The organism is Variovorax sp. GW821-FHT09D05 (assembly GCF_059416325.1).
Genome location: NZ_JBWKOZ010000004.1, coordinates 286,206 through 304,291, shown reverse-complemented (window position 1 = coordinate 304,291; position 18,086 = coordinate 286,206). Strand labels below are relative to the sequence as shown.

Below are 18,086 nucleotides of genomic sequence, written 5' to 3'. Positions count from 1 at the left end.
GCGCGTGTTCAGGGCAGGCGGTGGCGTGCTTCGTAGTACGCGCGCCAGTGGGCACCGTTGCGCTTGGCGGCCTTCTGCTCGAAGTAGCGGCGCAGCTTTGCGCGGTCGTCCGCGTTGTCCTTCACCACCGTGCCGGCGATGCAGTCGACCAGGTCGGCCGGCGAGCCTTCGCGCTGTTCGAGGAACCATGCGCGCACGCCGACTGCATGCGCCACGTTCACGGCTTCGGCGGTGGACATCACGGCGGTGAGCCGGTCCATGGCCGCATCGCTGCCCGAATTGCCGTTGTCGCCCTTCGCGGGCGCACCGCGCAGGTCACGGAAGGTCGACACCAGCAGCTCCAGCACCGGCGCGGGCACCGTCTTCGGAATGCCGCTCTGCGCAAGCAGCCGCGTCGACGATTCCTGCACCAGCGCCAGTTCGCGGTCGAAGTCGAGAATGGGAAACACCGTCTCGAAGTCGAAGCGCCGCTTCAGCGCCGCGCTCATTTCGTTCACGCCGCGGTCGCGCGTGTTGGCGGTGGCGATGATGTTGAAGCCCTCGCGCGCGTAGAGCATGCCGTGCTCGCCCGACAGCTCGGGCACCGCCATCACGCGGTCCGACAGCATGCCGAGCAGGCAGTCTTGCACTTCGAGCGGTGCGCGCGTGATTTCTTCGAAGCGCACCACCTGGCCCTTCTGCATACCCAGGAACAGCGGCGCCGGCACCATCGCGCGCGGGCTCGGCCCTTCGTTGATGAGCAGCGCGTAGTTCCAGCCGTACTTGATCTGGTCTTCGGTGATCGATGCGCCGCCTTGGATGGTGAGCGTCGAGATGCCAGAGATGGCCGTGGCCAGCAGCTCCGACAGCATCGACTTCGCCGTGCCCGGCTCGCCCACCAGCATCAGCCCGCGGCCGGTGGCCAGCGTGACGAGCATGCGCTCGATGCTGGCCACGGGCGCGACGATCTTCGGTGCGATGTCGAGCGCCGCGTCGCCGAGGATGAACGAGCGGGCGGCCTTCAGGCCGAGCACCCAGCCGGGCGGGCGCGGATCTTTGTCCTGCGCCTGCAGGCGGGCGAGCTGTGCGGCGTACAGGATCTCGGCTGGCGGGCGCTGCAGGTTCGATGCGCCGGTGTCTGGGGAGGACTTGCTGGAAGTGGCCATGATGGGTGGGGGTGAAGCTAGAGGATCCTGTAGTGACCGGGCTTGCCGGTCTCGATCGTGATGTCCGTGGTGTCTTGAGAATAGGTGTGGGTGGACCTCAGCCGGATCTTGCTGCCCTGGAAAGCCTCGCCCCGGTCGTCCAGCCTGAGCACAGCCATGCCGTTAGACAGTTCCTTCACGAGCACTCGGGCCGTTCGCCGTGGCGTACCGCGCTCGCCAATGGTCAGCCATTCGATCCAGAGGCGCGAGTGCACATGCTCGAAGCCCTCGTCGGCAATCACGACGCGGAGCACGCCGCCGCCTTTCGGCGAGAGCCATTCGCCGCCTGTTGCCACCGTGCGGACCTGCGTCGGCACCTCGGGCGCCATGCCCTGGGCTGCGGCCGTGGTCACAGCCAGAGCGAGCCCTGTGGCCAACATCCAGCAGCGCAGCCTCATGCCCTGAGGCCTTCCATGTCACGGATGAGTTCGCTGGCGGAAATCGGATCGAGCTGGTGCAGCGCCTCGGCATCGCGCATATCGCCCCAGCCCGAGGGCTTGCCCACCTGCACCTGGCCGAGAGTCTGCTCGGGGTATTCGTCCACCATGCCGACGATGATGCCGGGGTCCAGGCTCAGCTCGATCACGCGGTCCGTGCCCAGCGGCTTGCTGAAGTACCAGATGCAGCCGCCGTCCTGCGCCTGACCGCGGCGCCAGCCCTTGTTGGCCAGCCCCAGCACGCGGCCGGTGGGCACTTTGGCGTCTTTCCAGCGCTCCAGCTTCAGGCTCTTCTTCTCTTCGTCGGTCAGCGTGTAGATGTCGCGGCCGATCTGCGCGAAGGGCTGCAGCAGTTCGTAGTCGGCGAACACCTGGCCGAAGGCCGCTGCGTCGGCGGCTGGCAGCTCCAGCGCATGCGGCACGCCGATGCGGATGTTCTCGCCCTCGGGCAGTTCGAACGGATCATCTTCCGCCGTGGTGTAGCTGCCGTCTTCCGCCACGCGGAAGCAGGCCTGCAGCGTGCCGCCGTAGCTGGCACTGCCCTGCACCGCGTACACGCCCCAGATCAGCCGCTGCACGATGTGGCGCACCAGCGGGTGCTCGACCAGGAACATGCGGAACACCTCGGGCGTCCAGCGGCGGCGCGCGCACATTGCCACTTCGAGGCGCAGCAGCTGCTGGCTGGCGATGGTGCGCACGTCCTTCTTCAGCAGCTTGAAGCGTTCGACCGCTTCCTTGCTCAGTTCGGCGTCGTCGGTCTTCTTGGGCTTGGGCAGGTCGGGCAGGCGCGCGCCGTCGACACCGTCGGCGCCGGTCTCGCGCACGTAGGGCTTGAGCGTTTCGTCGAAGCCGACCTTGAATGCGCGTGGGCCGAAGTCGAGCCGCATCGTGCCCTGCTCGTCGAGGCCGAGGTCGGGCGCGAGCCGGTCTTCGAGTTCCTCGGTGCTGAGGCCGCGTGCTTCGGCGATGGCATCGATCTTCTCGCGCGCCTTGTCCTGCAGGCCCTTGAACTTGACCTTCTGCGCAATGCCGTTGAGCAGCATCAGCGCGACGTCGCTGCCGATGGTGGCGAGCACGTCGAGCCCGGTCACGGCGCGCGCGTGTGCGGCCTCACCGGGCCAGGCGCGGATGAAGGGCGTGAGCTTGCGTGCGGTGTCGTCGTTGCCGAAGAAGCCGAGTGCGGTGAGCGCCCAGCCTTCCTTGCTCGGGCCGCCGGCTTCGAGCCAGGCGGTGAAGGCGTCCCAGGCGAACTCGGCAAGCGAGTCGGCGTCGCAAGCCTCCTTGGCCACGGCGATGCCGCCGTAGATTTCCTCGTTGGTCGGAAAGGTCAGCATTTGGCCGAGGTTGTCGAGCACGTCGTCGGGCAGGGCCTTGCCGTTCTTCAGCGTGGGTCGGCGCCAGCCGCGCGGCTGCCAGAACTCGGGCAGCTTCGCGCGCCTGGTGGGAAAGCGGTCGAGCGGGCTTTCGTCGAGCACGGCGCGCAGCGCCTCAACAACTTCGGGCTTGCCGTAGCGGCCGGCCACGTCGAGCAGCAGCGCTTCGTGGCCGTTGGCCTGCAGCAGGCGCAGCGCCGAACCCGCGCAGTCACGTGCTTCGCCGGCCTTGCCGAGCGCGGGCGCAATCAGGCCGGCGGCGGCGTGCTCTGGATATTTCAGCAGCCATTCGCGGCCTTCGGCGCGCAGCGTCTTGAGCTTGGCGAAGGCGCGCGCGGCCGGCATGGCCAGTTCGGCGGCGCCGTAGTTCAGGGCGTACGAGAGGTTGTCGGTGGGCTTGGAGCGCACCATGGCCACCAGCCCCGGCAGCACGGCGAGGCCGTGCGTGGCCAGGATCATGCCGATGCTGTCGCTCTCGGCTTCGCCTGCGACCGCATTCCAGAACGGCACGCCGATTGCCGTCGGCAGCAGCGCCGAGAAGCTTGCATTGAAGGTGAACCAGTAGTAGCGGTCTTTCTTGCGCTCGGCCACCATCGCGCGCCAGCTGGCGGTCAGGCCGTCGGCGTCGCCGGCCGCGATGGCCGCCGCGGCGGTCTTGGCGAAGGGCGCCAGGCTGATCCTGCCCTTGTCGAAGCCCAGCGAGTCGAGCAGTGCCTCCGTGTTCTTGCGCGCGGCGTCGTAGCGACCGGTTTGCCACGAGTTCAGGCGCAGCGCCTTCTCGCGCTCGCCTTCGCCCCACTGCTCCACCGGCGCCAGCGCCAGCGGCTCCAGCACGAGCGCGCCGGCCGCCTTCTTCTGCACCTTGGCGAGCCACGGCGGCGCTGCCAGCACGCCGGGCAGCTCGCTCGCGTCGGCCACTTCGGTGGGGCCGGCCAGCAGCGCCAGTTGCCGGTCGATCACCGCCTGCGCGCCGGCATCGAGCCAGGGCCGCAAGGCCGGCAGGGACGCGCTGTGCGCGCGCAGCAGGCGCGTGAGGCTGGGCGTGACGAGGTTGGCGTCTTTCCCTCCCGCCGCGACCAGCCTCGACAGCGCGGGAATGGCCGCCATCGGCCAGCGGTCGACGGCCAGCGCCAGCCGCGCCAGCGCACCCTTCGAATTGCTCGCCACGCGGGCCAGCGCCTGCACGGCTTCGGGCGTGCCGATGCAAGCCAGCGCATCGCCCGCATCGTCAGTGGCGGCGCCGCGCTCCAGCACCGGCACCGCGTCAAGGCCGCGCTCCTGCACCAGCGTGCTCGTCATGGGGCCGCTGCCCCAGAAGCCGGTCGAATAGCTCAGGCGGACCTTCGCGGCCAGCGCGATGGCGTCGGGGTCGGTGGCTGTCAGCAGCAGCCAGTGCATGGTTTCGGGCGTGGTCTTGTCGGCCGCGAGCGTGTGCACGAGCGTGTTCGAGATCTCGGGCGCATCGGGCAGCAGCATTGCCAGCGCGGGCTGACGGCTGGGGTGCACCTTGGGCAGGCCGGCTTCGATGCGGTCGCGGCAGTCCTGCCAGACATCGGGGGTGGCCAACGCCAGGTGCGCGCGCAGCGTCTGTTCGCATTGCCCCAGCGGGCCGTAGTAAGAGTCGCCCATCTGGCGGGCGACGGCGGTGCCGAAGCTGCTCTGGTGCTTCTGGGTTGCGCGGTCGTAGGCGGTCTGCACATCGATCTGCTGCGCGGCCAGCGCCATGTCGACGGTGGCTGGCAGCCCGTACTGCTTCACGAGGTAGTTCACCAGCACGTTGCCTATCTCGTGCACGTTGTAGCGGCCCCCGGTGCCCAGCGCGAGTGCCAGCAGCACGGTGTCGGCCTCGGCGTCGGCCGCGGGGTCGGGCTGCGTGCTGCGGTCGACCATGCGCTGCGTGGCCGCCCGTAGGGCCGCGTCAGTGCCGGTCATGTTGACGTTGAGCTCGAGCTTGCGGCGCACCGGCAGCCAGGCTGCGGCCACGCTCACCGCTTCGTCGAAGGGCTTTGGCGGAAAGCGGCGCGACGGGAAGGCTTCGCGCTGCATGTCGGGCGAGAGCCGTATGGGCGTGCCGGCGGCGAGCCAGGGCGGGGTGTCGGCGCTTGCGGGTATTTCGACGCTGGTCGCGGGGGGAACTGCGTGCGATGCGCCTGGCGCTGCGGCGCCCAGTGCTTTCGCGATGGCCTGGGCGTCCTTGGCTGGCGTGCAACTGGTGCCCCAGCCTGACAGCAGGCCCTCGTTCTTGAGGCGCTTGAAGGCAAGCGCCGCGCCTTGCTCGCTCACGCCGTGCTGGCGCTTGAGAGTGCCGGCCGAGAGCGTGTCGCTGGAGGTCAGAGTACCGGCTTCGATCTGCGCGCGCACGGTTTCGAACACGCGGTCGGCCTGGCTGTCGATGCCTTCGGTGGGCGCCGCATCCGCGGCCGTGGTGCTGGCGGCGACGGCCGTCGGCGTAGGGGGCTTTTCCGCTGGCTCTGGCTTCTCCACCTTCGGCTTCGCCTCGGTCTTGCCGATGGCCGCGCTGGCGGCCACGCCCACTTCGGAGTAACCCTTGCCGGTCTTCTCGGCCACCAGCTTGGTCAGCGCGGTGGCAGCCTTGGTGGCGTCGTCGAACGACTTGGTCTGGCTCTGGCCCGCGGTGCCGATGCGGCCCCAGCGAATGTTGAGCTCGGTGTCTGCCTGCTCGATTTCCCAGAATTTGCTGGCGGTTCCCTCGATGAGTTCAAAGCGGCGCATGGAAAAAACATCCTCCTGTGAGTTCGCCGCAGAGGATAAAGGGCCTGCGTGAAAGCTCGGCCCCTCTGCAGCAAGAAGATTTCGCTCCGCGCGACAACGCTTACGAAGAAATCATTCACGTGCCACCGCGCCGCCCGCATGTTCCCCCGCGAAGGCATAGGCCGGCCCCATGCGCTGCCGCTTGCAATGCTGAAGCGCGCGGCCGGCCGATTCGAGCAGGCCGGCCAGCGTGTCGCCGTCGGCGGGGTGGCAGGCAATGCCCATGCTGAGCTCGCCCCCTGCGAGCAGCCGGCCTTCGTAGGCCACCGGCCTGGCGCCTGCGGTCTCGATGCGGATGGCCATCTCCGCGAGCTTTTGCCGCGGCGGGCTGCCGACCAGAAGAATCGCGAACTCGTCGCTGCCGAGCCGGGCGACCATGTCGTCGGCGCGCACCTGCTCGCGCAGGCGCTGGGCGATGGCGGCCAGCACCGCGTCGCCGCCCGCGCGGCCATGCCGCTCGTTCACGGCCTTGAAGCCGTTCAGGTCGATCAGCATCAGCGAGAAAGGCCGGCCGTCGCGCAGCCATTCTTCGGCGCGGCTCTCGAAGCCGGCGCGGCTGGCGGCGCTGGTGAGAGCGTCGGTGCCCGAGTCTCCCGCCTTCTGCTGCGTGCGTGCCTCGCCAGCGCCATCGCCCCGCAGGCGCATGCCGAGCGCGAAGATGAAGACCACCAGTTCGGCGATCACCGTGGCCTGCACCAGGTTCGGCTGGGGCGGCGCCCACGCCGGCCCGATCCAGGCCGACATCCGCGCGGTCGAGAGGCCGCCGAGCAGCAGTGCCGCGCCGGCCAGGAAGAGCGCCGCCGGCCACGGCTGGCGGCGCAGCACCTTCACAGCGCCTGCCGCGAGGATCACGGTGGAAGCCACCGCCAGCGCCTGCACCATGCGCAGCGTCCACAGGCGCTGCGTCTCGAGCGTGGCATAGAGCGTGGCGATCGCGAAGATGACCAGGGTTGCCCGCGCGACCCGGTCGAGCCGGGGCGAGAAATCTTCCAGCCGCAGCAATTGCCGCACGAACTGCAGCCGGCAGGCCGTCCACAACACCAGCGCCGCCGCGGGCCATTGCGCGAATTGCGTGGAAGGCGCGAGGCTGTTCAACCCGGCGAAGGCCGCCAGCGCGCACGCGCAGCTCAACGCGTACCAGCCGTGGATCTTCGTGCCGAACACCAGCAGCAGCACCAGGCCGCAGGTCGTCAGGCCAGCCAGCAGGCCGTAGCTCACGCCGTCGAACATCGAGGCCTCTTAGAACTCAGCGCCTTCGACCAGGAAGCGCAGCCTGCGCACGCCCTGCCATTCATCGGCATCGAGCCGGAACGCCAGCTTGACCTTCGGCGGCAGCGGCTCGGTGTGGCTGAACCAGATCGCGTCGATAGGCTGACCCTGGTGCCTGAGCTTGAGCGACAGGTGCTTCTCGCCCACCAGCCGCTGCGACACCACTTCCACCTCTTCGCTGAAGGTGGGCGGCGCAAAGCCCTGGCCCCACACCTCGCGGTGCAGCGTGTCGACGAGGTCGATGCGCATGTACTCGCGAGCTATCGGCCCGTCGGTCTCGATCTGCCGCGTGAGCTCGGCCTCGGCCAGCCATTCGCCGGCTACCTGCGCGAAGCCTTTTTCGAAAGTCTCGAAGTGCTCGCGCGCGACCGTGCAGCCGGCCGCCATCGCGTGGCCGCCGAAGCGCAGCAGCACGCCCGGATGGCGCTTGGCCACGAGGTCGAGCGCGTCGCGCAGATGGAAGCCGGGAATCGAGCGGCCCGAGCCTTTCAGCTCCTGCTCCTTGCCCGGCGCGCCGCTCGCAGCGAAGACGAAAGTGGGGCGGTGAAAGCGGTCCTTGATGCGCGAGGCCACGATGCCCACCACGCCTTCATGAAAGCCCGCGTCGAACACGCTGATGGCCGGCGGCGGGGCTTCGATGCCTTCGCCATCGGTGGCGAACAGCGATTCGGCCAGCAGCAGCGCCTGGTCGCGCATGCCGCCCTCGATGTCGCGCCGCTCGCGGTTGATGCCGTCGAGCATGCGCGCAAGTTCTTCGGCGCGGCCTGCGTCGTCGGTCAGCAGGCATTCGATGCCCAGCGTCATGTCGGCCAGCCGGCCGGCGGCGTTGATGCGCGGGCCGAGTGCAAAGCCGAAGTCGAATGTTGTGGCGGCCGAGGCATTGCGGCCCGCGGCCTTGAAGAGCGCCGCCACGCCGGCGGGCATCGTGCCGGCACGGATGCGGCGCAGGCCCTGCGCCACCAGCCGGCGGTTGTTTGCGTCGAGCTTCACCACGTCGGCCACGGTGCCGAGCGCCACAAGCGGCAGCAGCACATCGAGCTTGGGCTGCGTGGCCGTGTCGTACACGCCGCGCTTGCGCAACTCGGAGCGCAGTGCGAGCAGCACGTAGAACATCACACCGACACCGGCGATGCTCTTGCTCTCGAACTCGCAGCCGGGCTGGTTCGGGTTGACCAGCACGTCGGCCGTGGGCAGCTCAGGGCCGGGCAGGTGGTGGTCGGTCACCAGCACCTGCAGGCCGCGCACCTTGGCGGCCGCCACGCCTTCGACGCTGGCGATGCCGTTGTCGACGGTGATCAGCATGTCGGCGCCGCTGTCGGCCACGCGCTCGGCGATGGGTGGCGTGAGGCCGTAGCCGTCGACCACGCGATCGGGCACGAGGTAGCTCACGTGCCTGGCGCCCAGCAGACGCAGGCCGCGCACGCCGACTGCGCAGGCGGTGGCGCCGTCGCAGTCGTAGTCGGCGACGATGCACAGGCGCTTGTCCTGCGCAATGGCGTCGGCCAGCAGCACTGCGGCCTCGTGCGTGCCGCGCAGCGTGTCGGGGAGCAGCAGGCGTGCGAGGCCGTCGTCGAGTTCTTCCTTGGCGCGCACACCGCGGGCGGCGAAGAGCCTTGCCAGCAGCGGATGCACGCCGGCCTGCTCCAGCGCCCAGACGGTGCGCGGGGGAATCTCCCTGGCGATGATCTTCATAGCGCCTCCAGCACTGTGGCGGCCCGCTTGCGGTCGAACAGGCTCCTGGCCCAACCGGCCAGGCCGCGTGGCTGAACGGTGTAGCGCTGGGCGGCACGGTCGCCGCACAGCGTGAGCGACACGGCGTCCCCGCGCGTGTAGTCGGCCAGAAGCGCGGCGACGGGGCCCGCGTCGAGCTCTTGCCAGGCGGCGGCCCAGGCCATGCCGTCGTCGCGCAAGGCGGCGATGCGCAGGGCGTCGCTCACTGTCGGTGCCGCGGCAGGTGCGGCTTCCTTGTTCAGCGCGCCGGTGCCGCTGAGCCAGAACGAATTGATGGGCGGCACGCCGCGCGCGGCGCGGTCGTCGTTCACGCGCTGCGTGTACAGCAGCATCTGCATTTCGTTCTGCAGCCGGCGCAGCGGCCGCGCGGCATCGGCCAACGGCGACCACTGCGAGATCGGATAGCCCACGGCGCGGTCGATGGAGGCGGTGGCCAGGCCGTCGAAGATGCGCGCGCGTGCCAGCCATCGGCCGGGCACGGGGGAGGGGTGCAGCACGATGCCGTCTTCCTCGAAGAAGGGACGCGCGGCTTCCAGCAGGGCGGTCGATTCGTCGGCGTCGATTTCGATGGCGGCGGGGTCGCCCAGCACCACGTCGTCGATGCCGACCTGCCAGTTGCACAGCATGACGACGCCCCAGCCTTCGGTATCGCCGGGCGTGGCGATGCCCAGCCGCCGCGCATCGAGCGCGCCCCAGGGGATGCAGCCGTCGGCAGCGGAGATGCCCAGCGCCTGCGCCAGCGCGCGTTCATGCGGAGGCGAGCGCGTGCTTTCGTCCTGCGTGTCGGTGTCCGCGAGGGTGAGCCGCTGCAGCAGGGTTTCGAGATTGGGGAGCCGAAGCGTCGGCAGCGCCGCGCGGCATGCCGGGGAACCGCGGCCGGCAAAGGGGATCAACAAGTGACGTGGGGAGGTTTCGGCCATTCCCGTATTGTCCGGGAAGCCTCAAGGTCATCCGGAATGCCACAATTCCGCCCCTATGCGACTTCCTTATGAACTGCAGCTTGGCTGGCGCTACACGCGCGCAGGCCGGGCGACGCGGCGCAACGGCTTCATCTCCTTCATCTCCGGTGTCTCGATGCTCGGCATCGCGCTGGGCGTGGCGGCGCTGATCATTGTGCTCAGTGTGATGAACGGCTTCCAGAAGGAGGTGCGCGACCGCATGCTCGGCGTGGTGTCGCACATCGAGATCTTCTCGCGCGACGGGCAGGCGCTGCAAAGCCTCGACCAGATCATGGCCGCGGCGCGCAAGCACCCCGAAGTGGTCGGTGCGGCGCCCTTCATCAATACGCAGGCGCTCATTGCGCGCGGCGAGGACATGAAGGGCACGATCGTGCGCGGCATCGATCCCAAGCTCGAACCCGAGGTCACCGACATCAACGGCATCGCCTCGAAGGGCACCTTCGACAAGCTGGTGCCGGGCGAATTCGGCATCGTGCTCGGCGCCGAGCTGGCGCGCTCGCTCTTCGTGCAGCCGGGCGACCAGGTCACGCTGGTGGCGCCGGGCGGGCAGGTCACGCCGGCGGGCGTGGTGCCGCGGCTCAAGCAGTTCACCGTGGTCGGCACCTTCGACTCGGGCCACTACGAATACGATTCGGCGCTGGCCATGGTCCACGAGCAGGACGCGGCCAAGGTGTTCCGCCTCGAAGGGCCGACCGGCATTCGCCTGAAGCTCAAGAACCTCAACGAGGCACGCGACGTGGCTGACCAGCTGGCAGTGACCCTGCCGGGCGAGTTCCTCATCCGCGACTGGACGCGCCAGAACAAGACATGGTTCGCGGCCGTGCAGGTCGAGAAACGCATGATGTTCATCATCCTCACGCTGATCGTGGCGGTGGCGGCCTTCAACCTCGTCTCCACGCTGGTGATGACCGTGACCGACAAGCGCGCCGACATCGCCATCCTGCGCACGCTGGGCAGCTCGCCGCGCAGCATCATGGGCATCTTCGTGGTGCAGGGCGCGATGGTGGGCGTGATCGGCACCGTGGCCGGGCTGCTGCTGGGGCTTGGCATTGCCTACAACATCGACGTGATCGTGCCCTTCCTGGAGCAGCTGTTCCACGCGAGCTTCCTGCCCAAGGACATCTACCTGATCAGCAAGATGCCGAGCGATCCGCAGCGCAGCGACATCATGCCCATTGCAATCATCTCCCTCGTGCTGGCCTTCCTGGCCACGCTGTACCCGAGCTGGCGCGCCAGCCGCGTGAACCCGGCTGAGGCTCTGCGCTATGAGTGAAGTCGTATTGAAGGCCCGAGGCCTGACCAAGCGCTTCCACGAAGGCCGGCTCGACCTGACCGTGCTGCACGGCGTGGACCTCGACGTGCATGCCGGCGAAACGCTGGCCATCGTCGGCGCCTCGGGCTCCGGCAAGAGCACGCTGTTGCATTTGATGGGCGGGCTCGACGAGCCCACGGCCGGCAAGGTCGAACTGCTGGGCAAGGACATCGCGCACGCCGATGCGGCGGAGCAGGGGCGGCTGCGCAACCAGCACCTGGGCTTCGTCTACCAGTTCCATCACCTGCTGCCCGAGTTCAGCGCGCTAGACAACGTGGCCATGCCGCTGAAGATCCGGCGCGTGGAGCCCCATGCGGCCGCGCAGTCGGCCACGAAGATCCTCGAAAGCGTGGGGCTGGGCCAGCGCCTGCATCACCGGCCGGCCGAGCTGTCGGGCGGCGAGCGCCAGCGGGTTGCGATCGCGCGCGCACTGGTCACGAAACCGGCCTGCGTGCTGGCAGACGAGCCCACTGGCAACCTCGACCGCAGCACGGCGGACACGGTGTTCGAGCTGATGCTCGAACTTGCGCACCGGCATGGCACTGCGTTCGTGATGGTCACGCATGACCAGGATCTGGCGAAGCGGTGCGATCGGGTGTTGCAGTTGGTGGCGGGGCGGCTGGCGGGCTGAGTCGCTATCGGTCTGCGCCACCGGTTTCGCGGCGCTGCATGACGGCTCGGAGCTGCGTCAAGCGGCGGCTGGTCCGCCAGCGTGACCAGATTGCCAGCAGCACCAACAGGGCGCCACCCGTCGCGCCCGAGAGTGTCCAGCGCAGGTTGTTGCTCCGCGCTTGTGCCAAGGCCTGGGCAGTGGATGCATAGGTGCATTGCGTCTGGCCATCGGCAGTCAGCTCAAAGAGCTTGGAATCATCGTGCAGTACGGAAACCGTGGTGCCCCTCGCCATTCGGGCGATCTGTTGTTCGCATGTGTGGATGGAGAATCGCAGGGAGCGACCATCGGATTCGATGACCGCGTAGTTGATGGATCGCGCCCGTCCTCTTCCGGGTTCGACGCCCATGAAGAGCCCCGAAGTGAGCAAGAGATCTTCTTTCTTCGCCTCGCGGACGAGTGCCAATGTGCTGAATGCGGCAAAAAACACGGCGATCCAGAGTCCGCCGAAGAGCGCTCCCGTCATCCCCCACAAGCTTTTGTTCATTGCCGGATTTTGCCGCCGGACCGTTTCGCTCGATTGTCAGGCCGGCGATTCCTCGTGCACATTCCGCGTGCCCAACGGCAGCACGCAGACGAACTGGTTGCCCAGCGTCAGCAAGAGGCCAAGCTGCCCGCCAACGTGAGTGACCTGGCAGACGATATTTGGTGCCGTTGTCGCTCCTGCTGCTGCTGAACGCACGACAGCGCGCGTCCTGGGCTGGCGCAGCATGGCGAGCAGTACCTTCGCGTTGCGATTCTGCAGCGATTGGCGATAGAGGTGAAGCGCCGCCTCCGTCTCAGCTTCGTCCCGCGCATGCTCCGATGACGGTGCTTCGCCGCTGCGCAAGCGCATGAGGGCGCGATGCAATTGCTGCCGGCAACTGGCTTCGGTCTTTCCGGTGGCCTCGGCGATCTCGCTGTAGCTCAGTTCGAAGACTTCGCGAAGCAGCACCGCGGCGCCGTCGGTCGGATTGAGGCGGTCGGCCAGCAGGCGCAACGCGTGATTGGCTTCCTCGGCCTGCGCCGCATCCACTTCCGCCGAAGGTGCCTCGGGCGCAAGCCCTTCGGCATCCCGCAACCACCGCTGCATCCAGTTCTCCCGCCGCAACTTGTCGATGGCAAGGTTCTGCATCACCGTCGTCAGCCAGGCCTGCACCGAGTCGGGCTCAAGCATGCCGCCAGCCTCGAGCGCGCGCAGGTAGCTTTCCTGCACCACGTCTTCGGCATCCGCCGGGCCACCCAGCATTCGCGCCGCCGCGCGAACCAGCCGGCTTCGCAGCGCCGGGAATTGCGAGAGATAGCGTTCATCGAGCATCGCCGCAGCTTGCCATAGCGCGCAATGTCACGAAACTGTGGGCTTGTTCGTCAAGACAGTTCAACCACAGGAGCTTTCTCCATGCAGCCCATGTTTTCAATGGAATCCGACGACGACACCAAGCCCGCCGCCACCGCCGAGCCGCGCAACTCCTACCTGGAGGAGAAGGCGTTCAAGTCGCGCACGCTGCTGATCTTCGGCACCATCAGCGACTCAGTGGCGGCCGATGTGACGCGCAGGCTCATCGCACTTGACGCCGACAGCCCCGATAAGCCCATCGACATCCTCGTGAGTTCGCCGGGCGGGCATCTGGAGTCGGGCGATGCCATCCACGACATCGTGCGTTTCATCAGCGCGCCGGTGAACATGATCGGCACTGGCTGGGTCGGCAGTGCGGCCACGCACCTGTTCCTGGCGGCGCCGCGCGAGCGCCGCGTGTGCCTGCCGAACACGCGCTTCCTGATCCACCAGCCCAGCGGCGGCGCGGGCGGGCAGGCGACCGACATCGCCATCCAGGCGCAGGAAATCATCAAGGCCCGCCAGCGCATCGCGCACGAGATCGCGCGCGAGACCGGCAAGCCCATCGACGTGGTGCTGGCCGACATCGAGCGTGACCGATGGCTCTCGGCCACGGAGGCCGTCGAATATGGATTGGTCTCGCGCATCATCCAGCGCAAGACCGAACTGCAGGCCTGATCAGGCCTTGGGCTTGTAGGCGACCACGTCGATCTCTACCTTGGCGTCGACCATCAGCCGCGCCTCGGTCGTCGAGCGCGCCGGCTTGTTTTCACCGAAGTAGCTCATGTAGATGCGGTTGAAGGCACCAAAGTCGCGCGCGTCCTGCAGCCAGACGGTGCTCTTGCACACGTCGTCGAGCGTGGCGCCGGCCAGCGCGAGCACGGTCTTGAGGTTTTCCATCACCTGGCGCGTCTGCGCCTCGATGCCGCCCACCACGATCTCGCCGTCCTTGTTGGCGGGCACCTGGCCCGACACATAGACGAAGTCGCCGGCTCGCACGGCCGGGGAGAAGGGGCGAACCTGGCGGTCGGAGGCAAGGGGCGGGGCGCCGAGGTATTCGAGAGGCATGGGAGGACTCCTGGGGTTGAAGTGAACGATGGAAGGGGGATTGGCGAGTATCCATCCAATCTGAAAATCTATTTCAGAAAAACCCTTTATCGAGGGTTAACACGGATGATTTGGCATGAATACTGCTTCAAAGTCCGGGCCGAAGAGAAATTTTCTTTCACAAACTCGCCCGCCCCATGAAGGAGTTCCCCATGCCCCACGTCGGTCTTGTCCAGCGCCTGCCTATGCTGTCGAAGCGCAGCCTGCTGGGCGCTTCCCTGCTCGCGATGCTGTGCGCCGCGCTGCCCTACCAGAGCGCCCAGGCCCAGGGCCCGCGCAACTTCGCCACGCTGGCGATGGTGGCCGAGCCGCAGACGCTCGACCCGATGGCCTCGACTGCCGACCTGGTCGGAACCATCATGCAGCACGTGTACGAGACGCTCTACACCTTCGACGCCAAGTGGAACGTGGTGCCGATGCTGGCCGAAGGCATGCCGAAGATCTCGGCCGACGGCAAGACCTACGCCATCACCCTGCGCAAGGGCGTCATGCTGCACAACGGCCGCGAACTCACGGCTGACGATGTGGTGGCCAGCCTGCAGCGCTGGATGGAACAGTCGCCGCGCGGCAAGGCCGTGGGCAAGGAAATCGACAGCCTCAAGGCCAAGGGCCCGCTGGCGGTCGAGGTGGTGCTGAAGGAGCCCTATGCACCGCTGCTCTCGCAACTCGCGCTGCCCAGCGGCATGGCTGCCATCATGGCCAAGGACTCCATCGCCTCGCCGCTGAAGGATTTCGTCGGCACCGGCCCCTACAAGTTCAAGGAGCGCCGCCCCGACCAGTTCGTGCTGCTCACGCGCTTCGACAAATACACGGCGCGCAAGGAGCCCGCGAGCGGCTACGGCGGCAAGCGCGAAGCGGCCATCGAGGAGCTGCGCTTCGTGCCCGTGCCCAACGCCAGCACGCGCGTCGAAGGCGCGCTGGCCGGCCAGTACGACTTTGCCGACCTGCTGCCGGTGGAAGCACTGCCGCGCCTGGAGAAGTCCGGCGGCAAGACGGTGCCGATCATGACGCCCTCGTTCGGCTTCCCGTACCTCGTGCTCAACACCAAGGAAGGCGTGGCCGCCAGCCAGCCGGTGCGCCAGGCGATCCAGACCGCGCTGGGCGAAGGCGAAATGCTCGCGGCCGGCTTCGGCGACACGCGCTTCTTCGTGGCCGAGGGCAACCACTTCCCCAAGGGCTCGCCGTTCTATTCGACGGCCGGCACCGACCAGTACAACCAGCGCAACGCCGCCAAGGCCAAGGAAGCCGCGGCCAAGGCCGGCTACAAGGGCGAGCCGATCCGCGTGCTCACCAGCCGCCAGTACGACTTCCACTACAACATGGCGCTGCTGATGGCCGAGCAGCTCAAGCGCGCCGGCTTCAAGGTCGACCTCAACGTGGTCGACTGGGCCACGCTGGTGCAGCGCCGCAACGACGCCAAGCTGTGGGACATCTACGTCACGCATTCGGGCCAGTTCCCCGAGCCGATGCTCTCGCCGCCGCAACTCGGCGACGGCGCGCCCGGCTGGTGGGACACGCCCGCGAAGAAGTCGGCGCTGCAGGCCTTCAACGTAGAGAGCGACCCGGCCAAGCGCGGCGCGCTGTGGGGCAAGGTGCAGCAGGTCGTCTATGACGAAGTGCCGTACATCAACGTCGGCAAGTTCAACGGCCTCTCGGCCAAGAGCCCGGCGCTGGACAACTACACGCCCGCGACCTGGCCGTTCTTCTGGAACGCGAAGATCAAGTAAGGCAGGGATACCAGCCATGCCATCGCGTCGCCAACTTCTGCAAGCCAGCGCACTGGCCTCCGGCCTCGGAGCCCTCGGCCTCACGGCCTCCACCGTTCAAGCCGCAACCTCCGGCCCGGTCTACGCCTACGTCGGCACCTACAGCGACGGCGGCAAGCCGTGGCGCGGCGGGCGCGGACTGGGTGTGCACCAGTTCGTACTCGACAGCGCCACCGGCGCGCTCAAGCCCATCCCCGGCGCGCCGCCGGCCGTGACCAGTGCAGGCGAGGGCGCGAAGCTGCGCAACCCCGCGTCGCTCGCGCGCCACCCGAAGCTGCCGATGCTCTATGCGGCCAACGAGTTCGAGGCCGGCTCGGTCTCGGCCTTCCGCATCGGTGCAGATGGCGCGCTGTCGTTCGTCTCCGAGACGGCCTGCGGCGGCAAGGACCCGGCCTACATCAGCGTGCACCCCGACGGCCGCTTCCTGTTCACGGCCAACTACGCCAGCGGCGACGTCAGCGTGATCGCGCTGCGCGCCGACGGCACGCCCGATGCCGGCACCCCCGCAGTCGTCTACAAGGACGTCGAGGCCTGCGGCGCATCCACGCCCTGCAAGCCCGGCGCCGACGTGGTGCCGGCAGCCGCGCGCTCGTACGAAGGCTTTGCCACCAGCGACCACGACGGCCCGCACGCGCACATGGTGCACGCCGACCCGAAGGGCAATTTCGTGCTGGTGGCCGACCTCGGGCTGGACCGCGTCATCTCCTACCGCTTCGACCGCATCACCGGCGTGCTGAGCCAGCCGAGCACGGTGGCCGTGTCGGAAAGCTCGGGCGCGCGCCACTTCGTGTTCCACCCGAACGGCAAGTGGCTCTACCTGGTGAACGAAGAAGCATCGACCATCGCATTCATGCGCTACGACAACGCCACCGGCGTGCTTACGCTGGTGAGCGAGACCTCGGCGCTGCCCAAGGGCTTCAAGGGCACCAGCTACGCATCGGGCATCCGCATGCTGCCGGATGGCCAGCACTTCGTGTCGCTCAACCGCCTGCACGACTCGATCTCGCTCTTCAAGATCGACGCACGCACCGGCGCGCCCACGCTGGTGCGCGAGGAATGGTCGCGCGGCAACTACCCGCGCAGCTGCACGCTCGACCCGAGCGGCAGGTTCCTCTACGTGTGCCACAACAAGCAGGGCGACAACGTCAGCGTCTTCCGCGTGCAGGGTGGCGACATCAAGTTCACCGGTCAGTACGTTGCAGTGGGCAGCGCGGCGGCCATCGAGTTTTCCGCGTGATGAAGAAATCGATGTTCCGCTACATCGCCTCCCGCGCCGCGGGCATGCTCGTCGTGCTCGCCATCGTGGCGGTGCTCGTCTTCGTGCTCACGCGTGCGGCCTCGGGCGATCCGGTTTCGGTGCTGCTGGGCGACCAGGCCACCGCGGCCGACATCGCCCGCGTGCAGAAGGAGTACGGCCTCGACAAGCCGCTGCCCGTGCAGTTCGGCTACTGGCTGCGCGAGGTGCTGCAGGGCAACCTGGGCACTTCGATCTTCCTGCAGCGCCCCGTGACACAGGCGCTGTGGGAGCGCTCCGAACCCACCACGCTGCTCGCGCTGATGGCGGTGGCCATCGCGGCGCTGATCGGCGTGCCGTGCGGCATCGTCTCCGCCGTGTTCCGCGGGCGCGCGGTCGACCAGCTGTTCACCGGCATCGCGATGCTGGGCGCGAGCATTCCGAGCTTCTGGCTCGGCATCGTGCTGATCCAGATCTTTGCCGTGTCCTTCGGCTGGTTCCCGGTGTCGGGCTATGGCGCGCCCGATGCGGCGCTGGCCGAGCGGCTGCATTCGCTGGTGCTGCCGGCCACGGTGCTGGGCCTGCTGAACTCCGCGCTCATCATCCGCTTCACGCGCGCCTCCATGCTCGACGTGCTCGGCGAAGACTATGTGCGTACCGCGCGTTCCAAGGGCCTGAGCGAAAGCACGGTGGTGCTCAAGCACGCGCTGCGCAACGCGCTGGTGCCCATCGTCACGGTGATCGGCCTCACGGTCGCGCTGATGATCGGCGGCGCCGTCATCACCGAGACCGTGTTCGGCCTGCCCGGCGTGGGCAACCTCGTGGTCAGTGCCGTGCTGCGGCGCGACTACCCCGTCATTCAAGGTGCGCTGCTCGTGATCGCCGCGATCTATGTGCTCATCAATTTCTCGATCGACCTGCTGTACGCGGTGGTCGATCCGCGCGTGAAGGTCTGAG

The 18,086-nt window shown here is 68.0% G+C and carries 15 protein-coding genes; 6 read left to right on the top strand and 9 right to left on the bottom strand.

Going from position 1 to position 18,086, the window contains the following annotated elements:
* Positions 1-8: 8 nt before the first annotated feature.
* The 6 genes from AC07O3_RS12670 to AC07O3_RS12645 form a co-directional block, all read right to left on the bottom strand.
* Positions 9-1,145: an ATP-binding protein gene (locus AC07O3_RS12670; protein WP_495339462.1), complete on the bottom strand. Its 1,137-nt coding sequence runs from the start codon at positions 1,143-1,145 to the stop codon at positions 9-11.
* Between the two features lie 17 nt (positions 1,146-1,162).
* Entirely contained in the window at positions 1,163-1,582 is a 420-nt protein-coding gene (locus tag AC07O3_RS12665; protein WP_440533583.1) for a hypothetical protein, read from the bottom strand.
* Complete coding sequence (locus AC07O3_RS12660; RefSeq protein WP_495339461.1) at positions 1,579-5,727, bottom strand: WGR and DUF4132 domain-containing protein; 4,149 nt, start codon at positions 5,725-5,727, stop codon at positions 1,579-1,581. Before AC07O3_RS12660 ends, AC07O3_RS12665 begins: the two co-directional genes overlap by 4 nt.
* A gap of 111 nt (positions 5,728-5,838) precedes the next feature.
* Positions 5,839-6,996 (bottom strand): GGDEF domain-containing protein, encoded by a 1,158-nt coding sequence (locus AC07O3_RS12655; RefSeq protein WP_495339460.1) that lies wholly within the window; start codon positions 6,994-6,996, stop codon positions 5,839-5,841.
* Positions 6,997-7,005: 9 nt separating this feature from the next.
* On the bottom strand, positions 7,006-8,727 hold the full coding sequence (gene recJ, locus AC07O3_RS12650; protein ID WP_093075836.1) for a single-stranded-DNA-specific exonuclease RecJ: 1,722 nt from the start codon (positions 8,725-8,727) through the stop codon (positions 7,006-7,008).
* A complete protein-coding gene (locus tag AC07O3_RS12645) occupies positions 8,724-9,686 on the bottom strand; it encodes a hypothetical protein (RefSeq protein ID WP_097199941.1) in 963 nt (320 codons plus the stop codon). Before AC07O3_RS12645 ends, recJ begins: the two co-directional genes overlap by 4 nt.
* A 55-nt stretch (positions 9,687-9,741) precedes the next feature.
* Between AC07O3_RS12645 and AC07O3_RS12640 the strand changes: the two genes are divergently transcribed.
* On the top strand, positions 9,742-10,998 hold the full coding sequence (locus AC07O3_RS12640; RefSeq protein WP_093048715.1) for a lipoprotein-releasing ABC transporter permease subunit: 1,257 nt from the start codon (positions 9,742-9,744) through the stop codon (positions 10,996-10,998).
* On the top strand, positions 10,991-11,668 hold the full coding sequence (gene lolD, locus AC07O3_RS12635; RefSeq protein WP_093048718.1) for a lipoprotein-releasing ABC transporter ATP-binding protein LolD: 678 nt from the start codon (positions 10,991-10,993) through the stop codon (positions 11,666-11,668). The genes AC07O3_RS12640 and lolD overlap by 8 nt, the downstream gene beginning before the upstream one ends.
* A gap of 4 nt (positions 11,669-11,672) precedes the next feature.
* Here the strand turns inward: lolD and AC07O3_RS12630 are convergent, their stop codons facing one another.
* The gene (locus AC07O3_RS12630; RefSeq protein ID WP_495339459.1) at positions 11,673-12,194 is read right to left on the bottom strand and encodes a hypothetical protein; all 522 of its coding nucleotides are present in this window, start codon (positions 12,192-12,194) and stop codon (positions 11,673-11,675) included.
* 36 nt (positions 12,195-12,230) lie between these two features.
* A complete protein-coding gene (locus AC07O3_RS12625) occupies positions 12,231-13,004 on the bottom strand; it encodes a sigma-70 family RNA polymerase sigma factor (RefSeq protein WP_495339458.1) in 774 nt (257 codons plus the stop codon).
* Positions 13,005-13,085: 81 nt separating this feature from the next.
* Between AC07O3_RS12625 and AC07O3_RS12620 the strand changes: the two genes are divergently transcribed.
* Entirely contained in the window at positions 13,086-13,700 is a 615-nt protein-coding gene (locus AC07O3_RS12620; protein WP_371127339.1) for an ATP-dependent Clp protease proteolytic subunit, read from the top strand.
* On the opposite strand, the gene AC07O3_RS12615 is transcribed toward AC07O3_RS12620, so the two are convergent.
* Positions 13,701-14,090, bottom strand: coding sequence for a RidA family protein (locus tag AC07O3_RS12615; protein ID WP_093048728.1), 390 nt, complete (start codon positions 14,088-14,090; stop codon positions 13,701-13,703). It lies immediately after the preceding gene.
* 191 nt (positions 14,091-14,281) lie between these two features.
* On the opposite strand from AC07O3_RS12615, the gene AC07O3_RS12610 reads away from it, so the two are divergent.
* From AC07O3_RS12610 to AC07O3_RS12600, 3 genes are read left to right on the top strand one after another with little or no spacing between them, the layout of a single operon-like run.
* Complete coding sequence (locus AC07O3_RS12610) at positions 14,282-15,856, top strand: ABC transporter substrate-binding protein (protein ID WP_093050316.1); 1,575 nt, start codon at positions 14,282-14,284, stop codon at positions 15,854-15,856.
* Between the two features lie 16 nt (positions 15,857-15,872).
* Complete coding sequence (locus tag AC07O3_RS12605) at positions 15,873-17,132, top strand: lactonase family protein (protein ID WP_495339457.1); 1,260 nt, start codon at positions 15,873-15,875, stop codon at positions 17,130-17,132.
* A gap of 11 nt (positions 17,133-17,143) precedes the next feature.
* Positions 17,144-18,085 carry an ABC transporter permease gene (locus AC07O3_RS12600; RefSeq protein WP_093050319.1) on the top strand — a complete coding sequence of 314 codons (942 nt, stop codon included), beginning with the start codon at positions 17,144-17,146 and terminating at the stop codon, positions 18,083-18,085.
* The last annotated feature ends 1 nt before the right edge of the window (position 18,086 follow it).

Excerpts from the sequence above, each read along its gene's own strand:
- AC07O3_RS12670 (WP_495339462.1), bottom strand. The coding sequence starts at position 1,145 with ATGGCCACTTCCAGCAAGTCCTCCCCAGACACCGGCGCATCGAACCTG.
- AC07O3_RS12665 (WP_440533583.1), bottom strand. The coding sequence starts at position 1,582 with ATGAGGCTGCGCTGCTGGATGTTGGCCACAGGGCTCGCTCTGGCTGTG.
- AC07O3_RS12660 (WP_495339461.1), bottom strand. The coding sequence starts at position 5,727 with ATGCGCCGCTTTGAACTCATCGAGGGAACCGCCAGCAAATTCTGGGAA.
- AC07O3_RS12655 (WP_495339460.1), bottom strand. The coding sequence starts at position 6,996 with ATGTTCGACGGCGTGAGCTACGGCCTGCTGGCTGGCCTGACGACCTGC.
- recJ (WP_093075836.1), bottom strand. The coding sequence starts at position 8,727 with ATGAAGATCATCGCCAGGGAGATTCCCCCGCGCACCGTCTGGGCGCTG.
- AC07O3_RS12645 (WP_097199941.1), bottom strand. The coding sequence starts at position 9,686 with ATGGCCGAAACCTCCCCACGTCACTTGTTGATCCCCTTTGCCGGCCGC.
- AC07O3_RS12640 (WP_093048715.1), top strand. The coding sequence starts at position 9,742 with ATGCGACTTCCTTATGAACTGCAGCTTGGCTGGCGCTACACGCGCGCA.
- lolD (WP_093048718.1), top strand. The coding sequence starts at position 10,991 with ATGAGTGAAGTCGTATTGAAGGCCCGAGGCCTGACCAAGCGCTTCCAC.
- AC07O3_RS12630 (WP_495339459.1), bottom strand. The coding sequence starts at position 12,194 with ATGAACAAAAGCTTGTGGGGGATGACGGGAGCGCTCTTCGGCGGACTC.
- AC07O3_RS12625 (WP_495339458.1), bottom strand. The coding sequence starts at position 13,004 with ATGCTCGATGAACGCTATCTCTCGCAATTCCCGGCGCTGCGAAGCCGG.
- AC07O3_RS12620 (WP_371127339.1), top strand. The coding sequence starts at position 13,086 with ATGCAGCCCATGTTTTCAATGGAATCCGACGACGACACCAAGCCCGCC.
- AC07O3_RS12615 (WP_093048728.1), bottom strand. The coding sequence starts at position 14,090 with ATGCCTCTCGAATACCTCGGCGCCCCGCCCCTTGCCTCCGACCGCCAG.
- AC07O3_RS12610 (WP_093050316.1), top strand. The coding sequence starts at position 14,282 with ATGCCCCACGTCGGTCTTGTCCAGCGCCTGCCTATGCTGTCGAAGCGC.
- AC07O3_RS12605 (WP_495339457.1), top strand. The coding sequence starts at position 15,873 with ATGCCATCGCGTCGCCAACTTCTGCAAGCCAGCGCACTGGCCTCCGGC.
- AC07O3_RS12600 (WP_093050319.1), top strand. The coding sequence starts at position 17,144 with ATGTTCCGCTACATCGCCTCCCGCGCCGCGGGCATGCTCGTCGTGCTC.